Raw genomic sequence first — 16,202 nt, 5'->3', positions numbered from 1 at the left:
CGCTATAACAACTATGCTAACCGGGTGATGTTTCGCGTCGACCCGTCCGCTGCCGAGCCGCTGTTCAGCCAGCTCGCCACGCAGGTGCGGCTGGCCGTGGCCCGGGGTGCCCTCCGCGCCGGTCAGCGGCTGCCGGCTGCCCGTGAGCTTGCCGAGTCGTTGCAGCTCAACGTGCACACCGTCCTGCACGCCTACCAGGTGCTGCGGGACGAGGGACTGATCGAGCTGCGCCGGGGCCGCGGTGCAGTGGTCACCGCCCACGCCAACGCCGACCACACCGCGTTGCTGGCAGCCATCGACTCCGTCGTACGCGAGGCCCGCGCCCTCAACCTCACCCCCCAGGTGGTGGCTGCACTGTTGAAGGAGGCATTCCCGACATGACCCACACCCTCGACCACGACCGCCGTACGGCCCGGCGCAGCCACCGAACCGCCGGATGGACCACCGTCGCCGGCCTGGCCGTCCTTGCCGGCGCCGCCGTCACTGCCTACTCCTGGCGTGGGGACCTTCCGGACCGGGTGGCCACCCACTGGGGGATCGACGGCACCGCCGACCGCTTCGGTTCGCTGAACGCAGCGCTCGGTGGGCTGCTCGGCGTCGGTGCCGTCCTGGTGCTGGTCTTCGGTGCGGTCACCGCGTTCCTCGGCCACTCCGCGACGACCCGGCGGATGGGGGCGGCCACCACGATCTGGGCAGCGCTCTTCACCTCGGTGCTGCTGCTCGGCACCCTGCACGTCCAGCGTGGGCTGGCCGATGCGCATTCCGACGTCGACGTCAGCGGGGTGATCCTGCTGGCGATCGTGGCTTCCCTGCTGCCGGCGGTCGCTGTCGGCCTACTCGTCCCCGGTGACCCCCGACAGCCGGCGGTCGGGCCGGTCAGCGCCGAGGCACCCCGGGAGCGGCTGTCCCCACAGGAGCAGGCCGCGTGGATCGGCCGTACCGAGGCAGGTCCCGGCATCGCGGTCGGAATCGTGGTCGTCGCGGTGACGATCGGTCTGGTCCTGTTCACCAGGATGTGGGGGATGCTGGTCGTTCCCGCGCTGCTGCTCGTGTCGATGGCCGCCATGTTCTCGTTCGTGGTACGCGTCGACCGGACCGGCCTGGCCGTGCACTCCGCGCTCGGCTGGCCCCGCACCCGCGTACCGCTGGACGAGGTGGTGCGGGCCGACGTCATCCAGGTCCGGCCGCTGCGGGAGTTCGGTGGCTGGGGTTGGCGGGTCGGCCGGGGCGGCCGGGTCGGCATCGTGCTGCGGGCCGGTGCGGCGCTGCTGGTCGAACGGACCGGTGGCCGGTCGCTGGTGGTGACGGTTCCCGACGCCCGGACGGCCGCCGGGCTGCTCAACGCCCTGGCCGACCGGGAACGTCAGGCACCCGGTCCGGAGGCCGGGAGCGCAGCAGGGTAGGGCGAACGTGTGATGGTGCCCGGTGTCGCCGATGCTCCGGCGTACCGGGCACTCTCCAACGACCAGTCGATCGTGCCGCGGATCGAGCCGGCCACCCCGTCCAGGTAGCGGTGCAGCGGGCCGTCGATCGCCGGGCCGAAGGAAGGTACGGCCGCCCGAAGTTCACCGAACCGGCACATCGTCTCCCGCCAGCGGTGGACCACCGCCGAGAACGCGACGTCGACCGGAACGCCCTCTTCGTGGGCGACCGCCAGCACCAGGTTGTGCCCGCCCGACGTGGCCGTGTCCCGCTCCAGCGACACCAGGTCGTTGAACCAGGAGAGCAGGTCGTTGGCGGTGGCGGCGATCTCCCGGACCAGCGGATGGTGGTGGACCGCCGCAGGTAGTGGTGTTCCGGTGGTGAACTCGATCAGCGCGTACGCCACGTACGCCGCTGACGTCGCCCGGCGCAGTTCGACGTAGTCGGCCACGGACGGGCGTCGGGCGACCGCCTTGTTGGCAGCCTCGACCAGTATCCCGTCGACGTGGTGGCTGACCGCGTCGAGGAAGCGCGCCTGCCACTCCGGCCCCATCCGCAGGCGCGGCGGCTGCCAGACCCGTACCAGCATCCGGCGCAGCGGCCCGGCGAACGCCGGATGCCGGCCGGGTGGGTCGTGTCGCAGTGTGTGGAGCACCCCGTCGCAGAGCCCGCGTACGTCCGGCGCGGCGGCCCCGGGCGGACCGTCGCAGACGTCGTCGAGCAGGAAGAACCAGGTGAAGAGCGCGGCGATGGTCTGAAGGTCGGCCCGGGTGGCGTCCGGATACAGCCGGCTGGCGTAGTAGGCGGAGTCGGCGTGACCCAGCCGCTCGAGGTCGGGCAGGTCGAGTGGCAGGGCAAAGCCCCGGAGCCAACCATTCAGCCAGTCCTGCACGGCTGCGGCGTGAGGGGAGATGCGTGACGGAATCGGGCAGTCCGCTTGCATCGCCCGTAGGACGTCGCTATCCACGCCGATCGCCTCCGCCAGCGGTGTTGCCAGTTTACGGCGCACAGCATCTCAGGGGCGGCTGCGCGGCGTCGCAGCGGACAGGGGAAGCTTGGCGTATGCGTAGGCCGTGGGTGGTCGGGGTTTCCGGTGCGTCAGGTACGCCGTACGCCGCTGCGGTGATCGGCGGCCTGCTCGACGCGGGGGAGGCGGTCGACCTGGTGGTGTCCCGGGCGGCCCGGCTGACGATCCTGGACGAGACCGGTCGGGCGTTCCGCGACGCGCACTGGTCGGACGATCTGGCCGACTGGCTGGGCCGGGACCTGACCGGTGCCGACCTGGCGTACTGGTCGGCGGGTGACCTGGCCGCCGGGCCGAGCAGCGGGTCCTACCCGGTACGGGGGATGGCGGTCGTCCCGGCGAGTACGGCAGCCTGTGCCGGGATCGCCATCGGCCTGTCCAAGGACCTGTTGCAGCGGGCGGCCGAGGTCAACCTGAAGGAGCGACGGACGGTGGTCGTGGTGCCGAGGGAGACCCCGGTGACGCGTAGCCATCTCGAGCACCTGATCGCGTTGCACGATGCCGGAGCGGTGGTGCTACCGGCCAGTCCCGGCTTCTACGGTGCGGGTGCCTCCGCGTCGGCGCAGCAGCTGGTCGACTTCGTCGCCGGCAAGGTCCTGGACGCGCTCGGCGTCCCCCATTCGCTCTTCCGCCGCTGGTCCGGTGAGCTGGGTGCCGCCCGTACCTGATCGTCGGCCCGTATCTGATCGTCGGCCCGTATCTGATCGTCGACCCGGACCGAACCCGAACCCGGACCCGGCTGGCCGGTCGGACCTGGCCTGAACCCGAACCCGAACCCGAGTCCGAATCCGGACCTGGCCTGAGCGGTCGCCCTCAGTACATGGGTGGCGGGGGCGCGGCCCCTGCGCCCGGACCGCCAGGACCGCCCGGACTGCCCGGGGTGGCGGGACCGGGACCGGTCGGTCGGTTGATCGCGCTCTCGTCGATCTCCTCGAGCATGCCCTCGCCTTCGAGGAGTGCGCGGACCTCCGATTCGCGGAACCGGCGGTGGCCACCAGGGGTGCGGATACTACCGATACGACCGGCCGCGGCCCACCGTGTGACGGTCTTTGGATCGACCCGGAACAAGGCCGCAACCTCACCCGGCGTCAGGAGACGATCTCCAGTGTCCACAGCCCCCTCCTCGCGTCGACGAAGCCCCCGGACTGATAAGACCGCCCCCGGACAGGTGCCTGCCAGAGACCTCGTTAGGGACGTATGGCAATTACAGCACCGCCGGCATGGCGTGTCCGGCAAACGCGAAAACGCACTTTGTGGGAAGTTAGTCGGCTAGGATTCAGGTCATTTAATCTTTTTGTCGCCACACCGGTTGATCCCACCGATAGTGGAGGTAGGGGTTACCGCCGGCAGTACGACTCATCCGTACGGTTAGGGTCTCAGTCCGTGGACGCCATCGACCTAAGGCTCATGGAGTTACTACGCGGCAACGCCCGACTTTCCTACGCCGAACTCGCTCGACAGGTCGGCCTGTCCGCGCCCGCCGTACACGAGCGGGTCGGCAAGCTGGAATCGAGCCGGGTCATCCGGGGCTACCGCGCCGACGTGGAGCCGGAAGCGGTCGGGCTGGGGGTGACCGCGCTGATCGGCATCGTCCAGGACTCCGGTGGCGACACCGACGACGTCCTCGAAACCCTGCGGGCGATGCCCGAGATCGAATCCTGCTACTTCATGGCTGGCGTGGAGTCCTTCCTGCTCAAGGCCAGGGTCGGCACCATCGCCGAGTTGGAGCAGTTGATCGTACGGCTGAACCGGACAGCCGGTGTCGCGTCGACGCGTACGGCGATCGCGTTGTCGACCAAGTGGGAGAACCGGCCCCAGCCGATCAGCCCGTCCTGATCGGTCCCGGTGCCCGCCGTGGGGGAGTGTCCGAGCGGCGGCCGAAACTTGTTACGGTCTCGACATGAAACCTGTGGACCGGTGTAACGACGCTGACCGCGCCTGGATGATCGAAGCGATCGCCACGGTGGAGGCGGACGCCAACCGGTCCGCCGACACGCACCTGCTGCCCTTCCCGCTGCCCCGGGACTGGGGAGTGGACCTCTACCTCAAGGACGAGTCGGTGCACCCGACCGGTTCACTCAAGCACCGGCTGGCGCGCTCGCTGTTCCTGTACGGCCTCTGCAACGGCTGGATCGGACCGAGGACCACGATCGTGGAGGCGTCCTCCGGATCGACGGCGGTCTCCGAGGCGTACTTCGCGCGGATGCTCGGGCTACCGTTCATCGCGGTCATGCCGACCTCGACGTCCGCGGAGAAGATCGCCCTGATCGAGTTCCAGGGCGGCAAGTGCCACCTGGTCACCGATCCCGCCAGGGTCGTGGTCGAGGCCCGGTGGCTGGCCGAGGACCTGGGCGGGCACTTCATGGACCAGTTCACCTACGCCGAACGGGCCACCGACTGGCGGGGCAACAACAACATCGCCGAGTCGATCTACAACCAGATGGCCCTGGAGCGGTATCCCGTACCGGCCTGGATCGTCGTCGGGGCCGGCACCGGGGGCACCAGCGCCACGATCGGTCGGTACGCCCGCTACCGGAGACTGCCGACGAAGCTCTACGTGGTCGACCCGGAGAACTCGGCCTTCTACCCGGCCTGGCGCGACGGTGAGTGGACGACGACGACCAGCCAGGGATCTCGGATCGAGGGGATCGGTCGCCCCACCGTCGAGCCGTCGTTCCAGCCGGCCGTGGTGGACCGGATGTCCCAGGTCCCGGACGCGGCGTCGCTGGCCGCCATGCGGGCGGCCTCGGCCGTACTGGGCCGCCGGGTGGGTGGCTCGACCGGCACCAACCTGTGGGGTGCCTTCGGCCTCATCGCCGGGATGCGGGCCAGCGGGGAGACCGGCTCGGTGGTGACCCTGCTCTGCGACGGCGGGGAGCGCTACACCGACACCTACTACTCGGACGAGTGGGTGGCCGGCCAGGGGCTGGACCTGGCACCGTACCTGGCCATCATCGACCGGTTCCTGGCCACCGGAGCCTGGCCGGTTTGAGGGGGCGAGGAGGCCCTCTCCTAGCGCCCGACGTCGTACCGCTGGGCAAGCCCCGGATAGTGCACGACGTAGCCTTCGGCGTCCAGTTGGATCTCGGCGGTGAAGCCCTCGCTCTCGAACCGCACCCGGCCGGACCCCAACGCCGTATAGACCTGTTCCGCGGGTGCCAGCAGCAGACTCGGCACCTGCACCCAGGCGACAACTATCCGATGGGTGGTTCCCGGTTCAGCGTCGAGCAGGCCGAGCCGGCGTACCGGCAGGGTGTTGAACAGCGGGGACGCACCCAGGTCGACGTCGATGGCGTCGTCGAGGCGGCCCGGGTCGTCGGTTCCCGGCAACCCGGCCCCCGGCCGTCCGGCGGCGGCCAGGGCGGCATCCAGGTCGCCCTGTTCGGCGGTGCTGGCCCGCCACTGGCCGGCGGCCCGTTCCAGCCGGAGGGTACGCAGCCAACCGGCACCTTCGACGCCGACCTCCAGTCGTGCCGCCGACCAGGACTCGTCAGCGACCAACTCGTAGCGACAGGTGTAGGGCAGCGGGTCGGCGGCCAGCGCGACTCCCCGTACGGCAAGTCCCCGTCTGTCGTCGAACAGCGCCTGGTCACTGCCGGCAGTGTCGACCCGGGACCAGAAAAGTGACTTCGGCATGGTCGCCATGTCGCGGACGTTACCGTCCGTAGGCCCTGCCGGCACCCCATCTCGTACGACGACAAGCGCCGTTGCCGGAAAACGGGCGGGCCGTACGGCCTACACCCGCGCCGGCAACGGCGCCTGATGTTACGGAAGGGTCAGTGGGTACGCGTCGGACGACGGCCGCCGAAGCGGCGGTCACCTGAGGCGTGGCGCTCCTCGCGCGGCCGGTCGGCCCGGGGCCGGTCGTCCCACGGGCGCTGCTCGTCCCGCGAGGGGCTGCCGTCCCGGGAGCGGCCCTCGTGCCGGAAGCCACCCCGTCGGTCACCGGAGTGCCAGCCACCGCTGGTGGAGCGGCCCTCGCCACGGTCCCGGCGTTCGCTCCGGTCACCGAAGCCGTGCTGGCCGGGGCGGCGTTCGCCCCGACTCTCGCCCTGCCCCTCGGCCCGGTCGCCGAAGCGACGCTCACCGTGCGGACGGTCGCCGAAGCGACGCTCGCCCGATGGCCGGTCGCCGAAGCGACGCTCACCGTACCGGCCTTCGCCCCGGCCCTCGGCCCGGTCCCCGAACCGCCGCTCACCGCGTGGCCGGTCGCCGAAGCGACGCTCGCCCCGGCGCGGTGGCGGAGCCGGCTCGTCGACCACCGGTACGCCGCTGGGCTCCTGGGCCCCGGTCAGCTCGGCCAACGCCGCGTCACCGGACCGGACCCGGGTCTGGGCGGGCTCGACTCCGGCCTTCTCCAGCATCGCCAGGGTGGTACGCCGCTGCTTCGGCAGGACCAGGGTGGCCACCGCACCGGACTCGCCGGCCCGGGCGGTACGACCGGCCCGGTGCAGGTAGTCCTTGGGGTCCTTCGGCGGATCGACGTGCACCACGAGCGACACCCCGTCGACGTGGATGCCCCGGGCGGCCACGTCGGTGGCGACCAGGACGTTCATCCGGCCTTCCTTGAACTCGGCCAGGGTGCGGGTGCGTACCCGCTGGGTCTTGCCGCCGTGCAGTGCGCCGGCCCGTACGCCAACGGCCGCGAGTTGCTCGACGAGCCGGTCGACGCCCATCTGGGTCCGGGCGAACATCATGGTGCGGCCCTGCCGCGCCGCGATCGAGGCGGCCACCGCGAACTTGTCGTGCGGCGGAATCAGCAGCAGGTGGTGGTCCATGGTGGACACCGCTGCGGTCGGCGGGGCGGTGGAGTGGGTGACCGGGTCGGTCATGAACCGCTTCACCAGCGTGTCGACGTCACCGTCGAGGGTCGCGGAGAAGAGCAGCCGCTGAGCATCCGCCGGGGTCTTGGCCAGCAGTTCGGTGACGTCGGGCAGGAAGCCCATGTCGGCCATCTGGTCGGCCTCGTCGAGGACGGTGACCTCGATGTCGTCGAGGTTGCACACACCGCGTGAGATCAGGTCACCGAGTCGCCCCGGGGTGGCCACGATGATTTCGACGCCACGCCGCAGCGAGTCGATCTGGCGGTCGTAGGGCACCCCGCCGACCGCTGTCTTGAGGAAGACGCCGAGCGCCCTGCCCAACGGCATGAGCGCGTCGTTGACCTGCATGGCGAGTTCGCGGGTCGGCACCAGGATGAGTGCCCGAGGGTGCAGCGGACGGGCCCGACCGCCGGTGGCCATGCGGGCCAGTACGGGCAGCCCGAAGGCCAGCGTCTTGCCGGAGCCGGTCTGGCCACGGCCGAGGACGTCCCGTCCGGCCAACGCGTCCGGCACGGTGGCCTGCTGGATCGGGAACGGAGTGGTGATGCCCTCCCGGCCGAGTGCCCGGACAAGGTCCCTGGGCAGGCCGAGTGCGCCGAAGTCCGGTGCTGCGGCTGCGGAGTTGGCCGAATCGGTGGACTCGGTGGTCGGTTCGGTGGGCTCGATCGGAGCGTCGAAGACGGACGGGAACGTGCTGGGGTCAGCGAAAGACGTCAAGAAAAACCTCTCAAGCGGGGCGCATCTTCGCGATGGCCCGCCACGACTCCGTGTCGCCGCTGATTCGCCCGCAAGATCGCCCATGGGCGTGCGTTGGACACGCCAGGTCAGTGATTACCACAAGTGTACGGGTGTGCGGCTCTGCTGCCACCCGCGCGACACCCCCAGTGGGCAGACTCACCCTTGACAGTGTCGCGGGGCGGGGTGGTTCGGCTCAGTGACCGAGGACTCCGTCGAAGATGCTGCTCACCGCGTCCCCGGCGAGGGTCGCGGCCAGCAGGCCGACCGTGACGACGATGCCGAGGCCGATCAGCAGCATCACCACCATCTTGGTGGTCCTGCTCTTCGGTGTCGGGGCGTCGTCCCAACCCTGCGCCAGGATGTGCCCGGTCAGCGATCCGCTGATCTCCGAGGTGTTCTCCGTCGGCATGGCCAACGTCATCTCACCGGCACCCGGACTGTCCGGTCCGCCGTACAGCTGGCCGGATGCCCGTTGTTCGGGTATCCGCCCGGCAGAGGATGACGGAGCGTACGGGGATGACGGAGCGTACGGGGAGGCTGTGGCTACCGGGGCCGGCGGTGCGGATGACGGCGGTGCGCTGCTCGGAGAGCCCGCGCCGGATCCGGGCGCGGCTGGCGGCAGCGTATAGGTCGGCGTCCCGGCGGCGGGGTCGCTGTTCGGGGCCGTCGGATTGGTCGGTGGTGGCCAGGTCGGCAGCGCCGGAGCCGGGACGACGACGGGCGCGACGCTGGCTGTGGCCCTCGTTGCCGGCGGCGGCGGGAACGGCGGAACCGGAGCGGGACCCGGGGGCGCAGGTGCGGGCGGGGCCGGCGGGTACGGCGGTGGCGGTTGTGGGGTAGGTGGCGTGGGCGGTGGTGTGGGTGCCGGTGGCGTCGGCCCGGGTGGGGTCGGTCCCGGCAACGGTGGCCGTGGTGGGGCGGGGAACGGATCAGGCACCGGTCCCGGCCCCGGCGGGCGGGGCGGCTCCGGCTTCGGCGGCTGGACCGGCTCCGGTGGTTGAACCGGCTCCGGCGGCTGGGTGGGCCGTGGTTGCTGGACCGGTGCCGATGGCGCTGTCGGTGGCGGTGGGGATGCCGGCGGCTGGGCTGTGCCGGCGGCGTCACCGGCCCGGTAGATCTTGGAACTGCCGGTGCCGGCCTGGCCGGTCGCCGGGAATCCGTTCGGCGCCACGGTCCGCACACCGGGAACCGAGACACTCGCCCGAGCCGGCAGGGACTCGACGGCTGGGGCGCTTCGTTGTGCCGGCACCGAGAACACCGGTCCAGGGCTGACCGGTGAGGGCATCGAGTAGACACCCGCCGGTGCCGGGTCAGGCATCGTGTACGCCGGTGCCGGGTCGGCGGTCGGCACGGGGGAGGCTGTTACCGCAGCCGGCGCAGCAGCGGCGGCTGGTACGTCCGCAGCTGGCACGGCGGGACTCGACACATCCGCAGCCGGTCCGCTCTCGGCGGGTGCGGCCGGGGTTGCCGTCGCCGCCGGCTTCTGCCACGCGTCGCCGAAGGCATCCCATGGTGTACCAGCGGCGGCGGTCGATCCGGATTGCTGCTGCACAGACGTTGCAGCAGTCGGTACCACAGCCGCCTGTGCGACGGCCGGTGCTGGCGGCACCGCGGCCCGCGCAGCGGCCGGCGCCGACTGGGCAAGCGACTGCACAACGGCTGGCTGGGCGGGCGACTGGGCAACGGCTGGCTGCGCAACGTCCGGCTGGGCAGGCGACGTATCGCCCAGCCCACCGGCCCGGTACGTCGTACCGCCGGTCGTCTCGGTGCGTATCCGACCGGCCCCGTCCACGGTCGGTGCCACGCTGGCTGCGACGGTGGCACGTCCCCGTACGGGTGACTGCCCGGCAGCCGGGGCGGGAGCATCTCCGGTGGGCGCGGGCCGGGCGGGCCAAAGTGCTCCGGCGGTCGGGGCTGGTGGCGGTTCGAAGCCTTCGGCCGGGTCCACCTCCCCAACCGCTTCCGCCGAGGGCAGGTCGGGCAACTTCGTACCGACCTCGGGCAGGGGTGGCAACGGCGGCAGCTCCATTGAGTCCTCACTCAGTGGCGGCGGCGCAGCCGTCCTACCGGGCCCGGGCGCGGGTTCTCCCTCGTACGGTGAACCCTGCTTTTCGTCCATTGTTGCCTCCCGCGCCCACGCTCGCGCCCGGACCGGATGTCTCGGTCCGCCAGTGCTCCGAACTCACCGTGCCATATCCGCGCCGGAGCGCACAGCCGGAGTCGGTTGTTGGCCTCAGTTGCCGCTCGGGGTGCCACTGACCGAGCCGACACTCGGGGCGGCGGTCGTTTCGTTCGGCGCGGTCGACTCGGTGACGGACGGCGAGGGAGACGTCGAAGTGCTCGGGGACGGAGTCTCGCTGGGAGGGGGGGTCGTCGGAGTCGGCGTGGGGGTCGGTGGCTTCGTCGGAGACGGCGAAGGTGTCGGCTTGGTCGTCGGGCTGGGGGTCGGCGTCGGCGACGGTGTGGTGGGTGCCGGTACCGCGTCGAAGACCCGGGTGGCGGCGAACAGGCGCGACCACCGCACGGTGGAGATCTTCACCACGTCCCCGGTGGTGGGGGCGTGCACCATCTTGCCGTTGCCGATGTACATCCCCATGTGGTGGATGCTGGTCCAACTGCTGGTCGAGGCGAAGAAGACCAGATCCCCGGGCAGCAGGGCGGACCGGTCCACCGGGCGGTTACGGGTGGCGTAGTACTGGTCCTTGGCCACCCGGGGCAGGAACCGGTAGTTCGCCCCCGGTGACCGGTAGGCGGCCCAGACCAGGCCGGAGCAGTCGAACCGGTCCGGCCCCTCGGCGCCCCACTGGTACGGATCGCCGAGCTGAGCGAGCGCGTAGCTGACGGCAGCCCGGGCCCGGGGATTGGCCATCTTGCCGTTGACGGTCGTGCCGTCCGGGTAGTTGCCCCCGAGCTGCTGCTCGGCGGCTTCCTGCGCGCGTTCCAGCGCCGTGATCCGCTCGATGTTCGCCTGTCGCAGCTTGGTGAGCGCGCTCTCCAGTTGCAGGTAGGTCGTCTCGAGGATGGCGAACTGCTGGTCGGCGGAATTGACCCGGGCACCGGCGGCGAGGTAGCGCTGGTCCGCAGCCTGCTGGGCCTCCTGTGCCCGGGCCAGTTCGCGAACCGGTGCACTGGTGTCGATCCCGGAGTGCTGGCCCTTCTGTAGCCGGCTCAGCGCACCGAGCCCCTGCAGGTCGGAGTCGTACGACCCGGGGGGCAGCGCGGCGGCGTCCTTGAGCGCTTCGGCGGCTGCGGTGTCGGCGACCGCCTTGGCCTTGGTCAGCGCCTCGTTGGCGAGTTGTAGCTCCCGTTGGGCGTTGATGAACGCGAGCCGGGCGTCGTCCCGGTCCTGCCGGAGCGCCAGCAACTGCTGGCCGATCATCGCGACCTGGGTCTGCGCGGCGTCGATCTGGGCCTGGAGCGGGTCGACACCGATGCCCGACCCGGGGGAGAGGGGAGCGCCGGGGAGTTGCGGAGCACCGGGCAGCTGGAGCACCCCGCTCGGCAGCGGGCGGGATCCGCTGTCGGGGACGCGGCCCGGCTCGGCGTACCCGGGGGCGGCGAAGGCGAAAGCGACCACCGCGCCGAGCACGGCCGACCACACCAACGGGCGTAGGACCGGGGAGATCGTGTCGCCGGGTCGGGTCTGCCACCTGCGCTTGCTCTCGGCCATCCTGCTCCCCGTCTGTGCTGGAAGAGCCGCGCGGATGGCGCGGCGGGTGGTCTGAGGTCGAGTGTTCCTCGGGTCCTAGTTTGTCTTACCTCAATATGCCGGCGATGTCGATTGGCTGGTGATAACGAGACACTGAGAATCCGGTGACGGGTAGCGTCGAAAATCTAGTGAAGTACGTCGCTGTCCCCGGCCAGTCGAGGGGTCGGTCAACCCGGGCACGTAGGCTCGGGCGGGAACGCTGGTGGAAGGGACGTGACAGGCATGGATGCCGCACGCAAGAGCGAGCTGGAAGAGAAGGTCTACGCCGGGGAGCGGCTCAGCCGCCAGGACGGCGAGGATCTCTACGACAGTGACGACCTGGCCTGGCTGGGGCGGCTGGCCCACCACCGACGTACCGAACTCAACGGCGACCGGGTGATGTTCAACGTCAACCGGCACCTGAACCTCACCAACGTGTGCAGCGCCTCCTGCGCGTACTGCTCGTTCCAGCGCAAGCCGGGCGAGAAGGACGCCTACACGATGCGTATCGACGAGGCGGTCCGCAAGGCCAAGGAGATGGAGGACGAGCAGCTCACCGAGCTGCACATCGTCAACGGCCTGCACCCGACGCTGCCCTGGCGCTACTACCCGAAGGTGCTGCGCGAACTGAAGGCGGTGCTGCCGAAGGTCAAGCTGAAGGCCTTCACCGCGACCGAGGTGCAGTGGTTCGAGAAGATCAGTGGCCTGTCGGCCGATGCCATCCTCGACGAGTTGATCGACGCCGGACTGGAGTCGCTGACCGGGGGCGGTGCGGAGATCTTCGACTGGGAGGTCCGTCAGCACATCGTCGACCACGCCTGCCACTGGGAGGACTGGTCGCGGATCCACCGACTGGCCCACGCCAAGGGACTCCGTACGCCGTCGACCATGCTCTACGGCCACATCGAGGAGCCCCGCCACCGGGTGGACCACGTACTGCGGCTGCGCGAGTTGCAGGACGAGACCGGTGGTTTCGCGGTCTTCATCCCGCTGCGCTACCAGCACGACTTCGTCGATTCCGCGGACGGCAAGATCCGTAACCGGATCCAGGAGCGGACCACGATGGCCTCGCCGGCCGAGTCGTTGAAGACGTTCGCCGTGTCCCGGCTGATGCTGGACAACATCCCGCACGTCAAGTGCTTCTGGGTGATGCACGGACTTTCGGTGGCCCAGATGTCGCTCAACTTCGGGGTGGACGACCTCGACGGTTCGGTCGTCGAATACAAGATCACGCACGATGCCGACTCGTACGGCACGCCGAACACCATGCACCGCGAGGACCTGCTGAACCTGATCTGGGACGCGGGCTTCCGCCCCGTCGAGCGGGACACCCGCTACAACGTGGTACGCGAATACGACGCCCCGCCGTCGCTGGCGGAGCGCCGGTCCGAACCGCAGCAGGTCTGGGCCTGACCGAGGGCGGCCTGAGCAGCCCGACCGCCCCGGTACGGCCGGCAGCGGCCGGGCTCGGCTGCTCACGTACCCTCGACTGGTTATGAGTGAGCAGCAGCGCAGCGGTTTCCCCCGCCGGGACGACGACGGACGCATCATGGCCCTGACCGACCTGATCGGGATGGTCCTGGCCGGGCTGGTCATCGGTGTGCTGACGTTGGTGGTCTTCGACTGGGCCGTGGCCCTGCTCGGACTGGACAGCTTCGGCCGGGCCAACGGCTGGTTGGCGGTGATCCTGCCGGCCTGGCTGTTCGTCGAGGAGTTCCGTGCCTGGGGGCCGGGACCGGCCCGGATCGCGGCGGCATTCGTGGCGGCGGCCGTCGGAATCACCTCCGGGCTGCTGGTCGCCGGAGTGGCCGCGACGCTGCCGCCGATGGCGTCGGGCGCGCTGGCGGCGGCGGTCTTCGCGCTGGCGTACGCGTTGATCTGGTTTCTGGGCGTCCGGTGGCTGACCCGCCGGATCGGCTGATCGAAAGGGAAGATGGATGAGTGCCGCGGCAAAGTACACGCTGGGCCGGCTCGGCCTGTTCGTGGTGGTCGTGCTGGCGCTCTGGCCGGTCGACATCGACATCTTCCTGAAGCTGATCCTGGCCCTGGTCTTCTCCGCAGCGTTGTCGTTCTTCCTGCTCCGGGGTTGGCGGGACCAGATGGGCCAGCAGATGGCCGAGGCGGCGGACCGACGCAAGGCGGAGAAGGAGCGGCTGCGGTCCGCGCTGGCCGGTACCGACGACGAGTCCGCCGGGGTGACGGCCGAGGACCCGTCCACGAAGCCGGACGACGGGAAGCCGAAGCGGGACTAGCACCAGCCGAGATTCTCGACGATCCTGCCGTTACCGAATTGCCGGTGGGCTCGTGGCCGCGATCGGGCGGCGGGGTGATCACAGGCCCCCGCAGTCGATCCGTCGTCCTCCGGTGCGGCCGACCAGCATGGTTAGTCCGGAACCGAGCGGGAACCACCCTGTGCCCGGGCAGGTCCGAATCAGGGTCGGACCGGCTGCGACACGGGGGAGGTACCGGTGGCGGGCGAGGACGAGTCGGTGATCAACGACAGCGATCCGATGCACTCGGGAATGGTCATCTGGCGGGTCGGCGAACTGGGCGATCGGGACCAGGCGGGGGTGGATGTGGGCCTCCCGGTCGGGGAGGGCACCGAACCGCCGCCGCCAGAGGAGTATGTGGCTGTCTGTCTGGATTACTATCACGATCCGAACGCCCCGGGCGCGATGGTCAGCGGGGTGCGGGCCAACGGGGTGTGGGTCGGGCCGTCACATGGCAACCACTACGACGGTGCGTTGAGCGAGGCGGCGGCCCACGAGCATCCGGGCGCCAGAGTCGCGGTGGATCTTCCTGGTGACTGGTACCAACTGCCGGGCGAACAGTATCCCCGTCGCCTCTACTGAATCGCCTGAGTCGCCGCTACCGGCCGGTATGACGACTGGTCGGCAGAAACACAGAAACACCACGTACGTCGACCAGGGTGGGCGACGTACGTGGTGTTCAGGTTGAACTGCCGATGATCGGCTGGGTCACCAGTTGGTCGAACCGGCGACCTTCGGCCAGGGCTTCCACCACGGCTTGATCAGGTAGACGACGCCACCCGGGCCACCGGACACCCCGCCACTGGCGTTGTAGCGCTTGGTGCGCTGCCAGATCTGCTCGAACTGCTCCCGCTTGTAGACATTGCGTACCACGTCGTTCGAGGCCGAGGCCGGGTCGTTGACGATGACGTCGCCGTCGGCGGTGAAGCCGACGATCACGAACAGGTGGCCGGCGGTGCCGTAGTTGGCCCCGTCGAGCTCACTGGCCAGGAAGGACTGGCTGGTGATCACCGGAATGCCGGCGGCGATGAACCGCTCGATCTCGTCCAGCGAGTGCAGCCGGGTCACCTTGGCGTCCAGCCCGGGGAACGAGGCGGCGTACGCGGTGTTGAACGGCCAGTTGCCGGCACCCTCGTACGCGTAGTCGTAGACCATCCGGGCGGCGTGGTTGACGGTGTGGTCCGGGTACTCCGGGTTCACCCACGAGGTGTCCTCGGCGGACGGTCCACGTCCCCAGTACTCGACGACCATCTCCGTGGAGGTCGGCGAGCACCAGGCCTGCCCGCCACCGTCGTACTCCGGGTAGTGGCCGGCGTGGACGTTCTGCGAGTAGGTGGGCACGGCCAACTCCCGACCCCAGGCGATGCCGCCGGTGCTCGGGGTGACGGTGAACCGGTCCGGGACGTACGAACTCATCGCGCCGAGCATCCAGACCCGGGGTGCGCGCAACTGTCCCGGGGCCCGGTAGAGCGTCAGCTTGAGCTGGTACGCCTGAAGCATCACGCCGTTGGCCACGTCGTCGATCGAGAAGGTGTCGGTCCAGATCGACGACCACGGGTCGCCCTGCCGGTTGACGGTGGTACGCCGGATGTCCTGGTCGCCCGAGGCCCACCGGCCCATCACGTACCAGGGCGTCTGGTTGCCGGTGTTGTACGTGCCCTGCATCTCGATCTGGATCCAGGTGCCGGCGGGGGTGTCGGCGTTCCAGGAGGCGATCAGTTCACTGGCGTCGAAGCCGACCCGGGTGACCGGCGAGGTCCAGGTGCCGTACTGCCAGGTCCGGGTGACGCCGGTGTGCGGATCGGTGTAGTCGGTGGTGCCGGCGGGCTTCAACAGCGTGATGCCGGTACGGACACCGGGCAGGGCGACGGTGCCGTTGTGGGTGCCGCCACGCCATTCGGCGTAGCTGTTCCAGTCCTGGTAGGTGATCTGCTCGTCGTGGGTGACGGGCGGACCGGTTCCGGCGTGCGCCGGGGCGGCGGTGCTGAGCAGTGCGAGCGCGGTTACGCCAGCGAGGGCGACCGCGCGGGGGCGTGGTCCAGCCATATCGATGCTCCGATGGGTCGGGGGTTCTGCCGCCACTATCCCGTCTGTAGAGAAGTTCCGCCAGATCTAGCTGACTAGAAAATGATTGACGAAAGGCAGTCGGCCGGCAAAGAAAGGAAAGTGACAGATATTGATATGACCATGAATTGGTGGTCCAGTTGTTCATCGACAACGCCGATCCTCCCCACCCC

At 70.0% G+C, this 16,202-nt stretch carries 16 protein-coding genes; 9 read left to right on the top strand and 7 right to left on the bottom strand.

Going from position 1 to position 16,202, the window contains the following annotated elements:
* Window positions 1-27 precede the first annotated feature (27 nt).
* Together ACFQ4H_RS15635 and ACFQ4H_RS15630 are read left to right on the top strand one after the other, a co-directional pair.
* A complete protein-coding gene (locus ACFQ4H_RS15635; protein ID WP_377571708.1) occupies window positions 28-381 on the top strand; it encodes a GntR family transcriptional regulator in 354 nt (117 codons plus the stop codon).
* Entirely contained in the window at window positions 378-1,403 is a 1,026-nt protein-coding gene (locus tag ACFQ4H_RS15630; protein WP_377571639.1) for an SdpI family protein, read from the top strand. Before ACFQ4H_RS15635 ends, ACFQ4H_RS15630 begins: the two co-directional genes overlap by 4 nt.
* Here ACFQ4H_RS15630 and ACFQ4H_RS15625 read toward each other — a convergent pair.
* The gene (locus ACFQ4H_RS15625) at window positions 1,364-2,389 is read right to left on the bottom strand and encodes a terpene synthase family protein (RefSeq protein WP_377571638.1); all 1,026 of its coding nucleotides are present in this window, start codon (window positions 2,387-2,389) and stop codon (window positions 1,364-1,366) included. The genes ACFQ4H_RS15630 and ACFQ4H_RS15625 overlap by 40 nt on opposite strands.
* A 95-nt stretch (window positions 2,390-2,484) precedes the next feature.
* Between ACFQ4H_RS15625 and ACFQ4H_RS15620 the strand changes: the two genes are divergently transcribed.
* The gene (locus ACFQ4H_RS15620) at window positions 2,485-3,114 is read left to right on the top strand and encodes a UbiX family flavin prenyltransferase (RefSeq protein ID WP_377571637.1); all 630 of its coding nucleotides are present in this window, start codon (window positions 2,485-2,487) and stop codon (window positions 3,112-3,114) included.
* Window positions 3,115-3,259: 145 nt separating this feature from the next.
* Here the strand turns inward: ACFQ4H_RS15620 and ACFQ4H_RS15615 are convergent, their stop codons facing one another.
* Window positions 3,260-3,559: a BldC family transcriptional regulator gene (locus ACFQ4H_RS15615; protein WP_377571636.1), complete on the bottom strand. Its 300-nt coding sequence runs from the start codon at window positions 3,557-3,559 to the stop codon at window positions 3,260-3,262.
* 270 nt (window positions 3,560-3,829) lie between these two features.
* Between ACFQ4H_RS15615 and ACFQ4H_RS15610 the strand changes: the two genes are divergently transcribed.
* On the top strand, window positions 3,830-4,282 hold the full coding sequence (locus tag ACFQ4H_RS15610) for an Lrp/AsnC family transcriptional regulator (protein WP_377571635.1): 453 nt from the start codon (window positions 3,830-3,832) through the stop codon (window positions 4,280-4,282).
* A 64-nt stretch (window positions 4,283-4,346) separates the two neighbouring features.
* A complete protein-coding gene (gene cds1, locus ACFQ4H_RS15605; protein WP_377571633.1) occupies window positions 4,347-5,438 on the top strand; it encodes an L-cysteine desulfhydrase Cds1 in 1,092 nt (363 codons plus the stop codon).
* A gap of 20 nt (window positions 5,439-5,458) precedes the next feature.
* Here cds1 and ACFQ4H_RS15600 read toward each other — a convergent pair whose 3' ends face one another.
* The 4 genes from ACFQ4H_RS15600 to ACFQ4H_RS15585 form a co-directional block, all read right to left on the bottom strand.
* Window positions 5,459-6,091, bottom strand: coding sequence for a putative glycolipid-binding domain-containing protein (locus ACFQ4H_RS15600; RefSeq protein ID WP_377571631.1), 633 nt, complete (start codon window positions 6,089-6,091; stop codon window positions 5,459-5,461).
* Between the two features lie 131 nt (window positions 6,092-6,222).
* On the bottom strand, window positions 6,223-7,986 hold the full coding sequence (locus ACFQ4H_RS15595; RefSeq protein WP_377571629.1) for a DEAD/DEAH box helicase: 1,764 nt from the start codon (window positions 7,984-7,986) through the stop codon (window positions 6,223-6,225).
* A 214-nt stretch (window positions 7,987-8,200) separates the two neighbouring features.
* Complete coding sequence (locus ACFQ4H_RS15590) at window positions 8,201-10,036, bottom strand: hypothetical protein (RefSeq protein WP_377571627.1); 1,836 nt, start codon at window positions 10,034-10,036, stop codon at window positions 8,201-8,203.
* A 204-nt stretch (window positions 10,037-10,240) separates the two neighbouring features.
* Window positions 10,241-11,677, bottom strand: coding sequence for a C40 family peptidase (locus tag ACFQ4H_RS15585; protein ID WP_377571625.1), 1,437 nt, complete (start codon window positions 11,675-11,677; stop codon window positions 10,241-10,243).
* A gap of 261 nt (window positions 11,678-11,938) precedes the next feature.
* Here ACFQ4H_RS15585 and mqnE point away from each other — a divergent pair, with 261 nt between their 5' ends.
* From mqnE to ACFQ4H_RS15565, 4 genes are all read left to right on the top strand, one after another.
* A complete protein-coding gene (mqnE, locus tag ACFQ4H_RS15580; protein ID WP_377571706.1) occupies window positions 11,939-13,108 on the top strand; it encodes an aminofutalosine synthase MqnE in 1,170 nt (389 codons plus the stop codon).
* A gap of 82 nt (window positions 13,109-13,190) precedes the next feature.
* A complete protein-coding gene (locus ACFQ4H_RS15575; RefSeq protein WP_377571623.1) occupies window positions 13,191-13,616 on the top strand; it encodes a hypothetical protein in 426 nt (141 codons plus the stop codon).
* A gap of 16 nt (window positions 13,617-13,632) precedes the next feature.
* The gene (locus tag ACFQ4H_RS15570; protein ID WP_377571621.1) at window positions 13,633-13,947 is read left to right on the top strand and encodes a DUF4229 domain-containing protein; all 315 of its coding nucleotides are present in this window, start codon (window positions 13,633-13,635) and stop codon (window positions 13,945-13,947) included.
* A 216-nt stretch (window positions 13,948-14,163) separates the two neighbouring features.
* A complete protein-coding gene (locus ACFQ4H_RS15565; RefSeq protein ID WP_377571619.1) occupies window positions 14,164-14,547 on the top strand; it encodes a hypothetical protein in 384 nt (127 codons plus the stop codon).
* Between the two features lie 126 nt (window positions 14,548-14,673).
* On the opposite strand, the gene ACFQ4H_RS15560 is transcribed toward ACFQ4H_RS15565, so the two are convergent.
* Window positions 14,674-16,011: a C39 family peptidase gene (locus ACFQ4H_RS15560; protein WP_377571617.1), complete on the bottom strand. Its 1,338-nt coding sequence runs from the start codon at window positions 16,009-16,011 to the stop codon at window positions 14,674-14,676.
* Window positions 16,012-16,202 lie beyond the last annotated feature (191 nt).

The sequence above is a fragment of the Micromonospora sonneratiae genome (assembly GCF_042679305.1).
GTDB lineage: Bacteria > Actinomycetota > Actinomycetes > Mycobacteriales > Micromonosporaceae > Micromonospora_H > Micromonospora_H sonneratiae.
The sequence above is the reverse complement of the archived record's forward strand: the minus strand, read 5'-3'. Positions and strand labels throughout refer to the sequence as shown.

Bases quoted from the DNA above. Each gene is read 5' to 3' on its own strand.
- ACFQ4H_RS15635 (WP_377571708.1), top strand. From the start codon at position 28: ATGTTTCGCGTCGACCCGTCCGCTGCCGAGCCGCTGTTCAGCCAGCTC.
- ACFQ4H_RS15630 (WP_377571639.1), top strand. From the start codon at position 378: ATGACCCACACCCTCGACCACGACCGCCGTACGGCCCGGCGCAGCCAC.
- ACFQ4H_RS15620 (WP_377571637.1), top strand. From the start codon at position 2,485: ATGCGTAGGCCGTGGGTGGTCGGGGTTTCCGGTGCGTCAGGTACGCCG.
- cds1 (WP_377571633.1), top strand. From the start codon at position 4,347: ATGAAACCTGTGGACCGGTGTAACGACGCTGACCGCGCCTGGATGATC.
- ACFQ4H_RS15600 (WP_377571631.1), bottom strand. From the start codon at position 6,091: ATGGCGACCATGCCGAAGTCACTTTTCTGGTCCCGGGTCGACACTGCC.
- ACFQ4H_RS15590 (WP_377571627.1), bottom strand. From the start codon at position 10,036: ATGGAGCTGCCGCCGTTGCCACCCCTGCCCGAGGTCGGTACGAAGTTG.
- ACFQ4H_RS15585 (WP_377571625.1), bottom strand. From the start codon at position 11,677: ATGGCCGAGAGCAAGCGCAGGTGGCAGACCCGACCCGGCGACACGATC.
- mqnE (WP_377571706.1), top strand. From the start codon at position 11,939: ATGGATGCCGCACGCAAGAGCGAGCTGGAAGAGAAGGTCTACGCCGGG.
- ACFQ4H_RS15575 (WP_377571623.1), top strand. From the start codon at position 13,191: ATGAGTGAGCAGCAGCGCAGCGGTTTCCCCCGCCGGGACGACGACGGA.
- ACFQ4H_RS15570 (WP_377571621.1), top strand. From the start codon at position 13,633: ATGAGTGCCGCGGCAAAGTACACGCTGGGCCGGCTCGGCCTGTTCGTG.
- ACFQ4H_RS15560 (WP_377571617.1), bottom strand. From the start codon at position 16,011: ATGGCTGGACCACGCCCCCGCGCGGTCGCCCTCGCTGGCGTAACCGCG.